Origin of the sequence: Microbacterium sp. UBA837 (assembly GCF_002296025.1) — a bacterium.
Lineage (GTDB): Bacteria > Actinomycetota > Actinomycetes > Actinomycetales > Microbacteriaceae > Microbacterium.
In genome coordinates, this window is sequence record NZ_DBHD01000177.1 from 1,469 (window position 1) to 4,361 (window position 2,893).

At 67.3% G+C, this 2,893-nt stretch carries 4 protein-coding genes; all 4 read left to right on the forward strand.

All coding sequences use genetic code 11. The features are described from left to right. A partial coding sequence (locus B3587_RS12710; protein WP_292729194.1) for a substrate-binding domain-containing protein occupies positions 1 to 402 on the forward strand: 402 nt, incomplete at its 5' end. Between the two features lie 3 nt (positions 403 to 405). Beyond that, positions 406 to 1,212, forward strand: coding sequence for an ATP-binding cassette domain-containing protein (locus B3587_RS12715; protein WP_292729197.1), 807 nt, complete (start codon positions 406 to 408; stop codon positions 1,210 to 1,212). Beyond that, the gene (locus B3587_RS12720; RefSeq protein ID WP_292729203.1) at positions 1,140 to 1,961 is read left to right on the forward strand and encodes an ATP-binding cassette domain-containing protein; all 822 of its coding nucleotides are present in this window, start codon (positions 1,140 to 1,142) and stop codon (positions 1,959 to 1,961) included. Before B3587_RS12715 ends, B3587_RS12720 begins: the two co-directional genes overlap by 73 nt. Further along, a partial coding sequence (locus B3587_RS12725; protein ID WP_292729200.1) for an ABC transporter permease occupies positions 1,958 to 2,893 on the forward strand: 936 nt, incomplete at its 3' end. The genes B3587_RS12720 and B3587_RS12725, both read left to right, overlap by 4 nt.

Here is a 2,893-nt window from a genome sequence, read left to right on the forward strand (position 1 = left end):
GTCGTCGCCGAGGGAGAGACGTTCTGGAACCCGGCAGCCGCGCAGACGGCGGTAGCCGACATCCTGACCGCAAACCCCGACATCGACGCGATCGTCACGTCGGACCAGGGCCTGCAGGGTGCAGTTCTGGCGATCGGCGACTCGGGCGCTGCTGTCGGCGATTACCTGCTCGTCGGGTACGGCGGCTCGCAGTGGGCCCTCGACGCGATTTCCGAAGGCATCGTCTACTCCGACGTCATCATGGCGCCTGCCACGACCGGCCGCCTCGGGATGGAAGCGATGATCGCGGCCCTACGGGACGGCACTGACATGGGAGATGTCGACCCGTTCGCCGACTTCCCCAACAACGGGGTCATGACCCCCGACACGGTTGACCAGTTCACCGGCGAGTGGCCCGGTTGATCCATGCCGCACCAACCGGCTGACGCCGGCGTCCCGCAGCTCACCGTCGAGCTGCGGGACGTCGGTAAGTCCTTCGGCGGTCTGCCCGTACTCCGGCACATCGACCTGACGATCCGGCCCGGAACTGTCCACGCCCTCGTCGGCGAGAACGGCGCGGGCAAGTCGACGCTCGCGAAGATCATCGCCGGCCTCTACAGCGCCGACGAGGGCGAGGTGCTCGTCAACGGCGAGCGCGTGAGCTTCGGATCGCCGCGGGAGGCGCTCGATCACGGCATCGCGACGATTGCCCAGGAGCTGGCGCTGGTTCCGGCCCTCTCGGTCGCCGAGAACGTCTTCCTCGGTCGCGAGCCGCGGCGCGTCGGCTTCATCGGTCGCAAACGCCTGTCGGCTCAGTATCGGACCTTGAGCGAGCGCACGGGATTCGACCTTCCCGCGGACACACCGGTCGGTGCGTTGCGAACGGCCGACCAGCAGAAGGTCGAGATCATGCGTGCGCTGGCGCGGGGCGCGTCGGTCATCATCATGGACGAGCCGACGGCAGCGCTGTCGGGGCGGATGCCGACCTGCTGCACGCCGTCGTGCGCCAGTTCGCGGCATCCGGCCACACTGTGGTTCTCATCTCGCACTTCCTCAGCGAGGTGCTCGAGCTCGCCGACGACATCACCGTGCTGCGCGACGGTCGTCTCATCCGCACCGGCCCCGCAGCCGACGAGACCGAGGCGAGCCTCATCGAGGCGATGCTCGGTCGGACGCTCGGTGCCGTGTTCCCCGAACAGCCTCCCGCCCCCACCGTCGGCGATCCGGTCTTGACCGTGACAGATCTGGTCGCACCCGGGGTTCGTGGAGTGTCGTTCTCGGTGAGACCCGGCGAGATTGTAGGTCTCGCCGGGCTCGTCGGTGCCGGTCGCAGCGAGATCGTGCACGCCATCTTCGGTGCCGCAGGTCGCCACGGCGGCTCGGTCGAACTGCTGGAGCCCGGGAATGGTGACGGCGAGAAGCGCACCCCTGTGGGTGCGTCGCTGCCCGCGGCGCTCAACGCGGGCCTGTTCCTTATCCCCGAATCGCGCAAGGATCAGGGTCTCGTGCTCGGCCGCTCGATCCGCGACAACGTCACCCTGTCGAACCTCGCTGCCTTCGCCCGCGCGGGCTGGGTGCGCACCCGCGCCGAACGCGCCGACGCGAAGGCGATGCTCGACCGCGTCACCGTGGCCGGAGACGATCGCCGCAACGTCTCGAGCCTCTCGGGCGGCAACCAGCAGAAGGTGCTGTTCGCGCGTGCCCTGCAGCGCCCCCGCACCGTGCTCATCGCCGACGAGCCGACTCGCGGCGTGGATGTCGGGTCGCGCCGCGCGATCTATGACCTCATCGTGGCCGAAGCCTCGCGAGGAATCGGGGTAATCGTCGTCTCATCGGATGTGGAAGAGGTGCTCGGGCTCGCGCACCGCATTCTCGTCATCCGCAGCGGACGCATCGTCGCGGAGCTCTCGGGCGATGAAAGAACAGAAGAAAACGTCCTTACCGCGGCCTTCGCGGATCCGATCATGAGTGGGAAATCATGACCCTGACCACCGGCACCGTGCCCACCCAAGCGCAGCAGAGCGTGCTCTCGCGCATACCGTGGCGATCGGTCGCGATCGTCGTTCCCTTCCTTGCCGTTTTCATCGCGCTCTCGATCGGGAGCCCCGCGTTCTTGTCGTTCCAGAACATCGGAAACGTGCTCGACCGGCAGGCAGGCATCCTGATCATCGCGGCAGCGAGCACCCTGGTGCTGATCGCCGGTGGAATCGACCTCTCGGTCGGTGCCACCTATATGTTCACCGCCGTCGTCTGCGGCACCGTGATCATCAAGGTCGGCGGCACCGAGGGGGCTGTGTTCGGCATCCTGGCGGGCGTGCTCTCGGGCCTTGCCGTCGGCATCATCAACGGCGTCATCAGCACGTACCTGCGGATCAACCCGCTGATCGCGACCCTGGCGATGAGTTTCATCATCCTCGGCGCGACGAAGCTCGTCTCGCAGGCGGGCAAAGAGGGCATCGGGCAGATCCGCGTGGACGTGCCCGAGTTCACCTGGATCGCGAAGACCGAACCGCTCGGGATGTCGCTGCCGATCTGGATCGCGCTGGTGGTGGTCGTAGCCCTCGGGATCGTGCTGTGGCGCACAACCTTCGGACGGTACGTCTATGCGGCGGGCGGCAATGCCGAGGCGGCACGTCTTGCCGGCATCCGGGTCAACCTCGTGCGGATCGCGACCTTTGCGCTCACGGGCCTCGGCGCCGGGCTTGCGGGAGTGATCGACCTGGCACGCACTCCCTCTGTTCCCGAGAACGATGCGATCGCGACGACGTTGACCTTCACGGTGCTGGCCGGCATCGTCGTCGGTGGCACCTCGATCCTCGGCGGTGAGGGCGCGGTGTGGCGGACGGTGCTCGGCATCCTGTTCATCGCAATGCTCTACAACGGGTTCACGCTGCTGAAGATCGATCCGCTGTTC

What these genes read in the sequence shown, in the direction of transcription:
- B3587_RS12715 (WP_292729197.1), top strand. Translation starts at nt 406, where the DNA reads ATGCCGCACCAACCGGCTGACGCCGGCGTCCCGCAGCTCACCGTCGAG.
- B3587_RS12720 (WP_292729203.1), top strand. Translation starts at nt 1,140, where the DNA reads ATGCTCGGTCGGACGCTCGGTGCCGTGTTCCCCGAACAGCCTCCCGCC.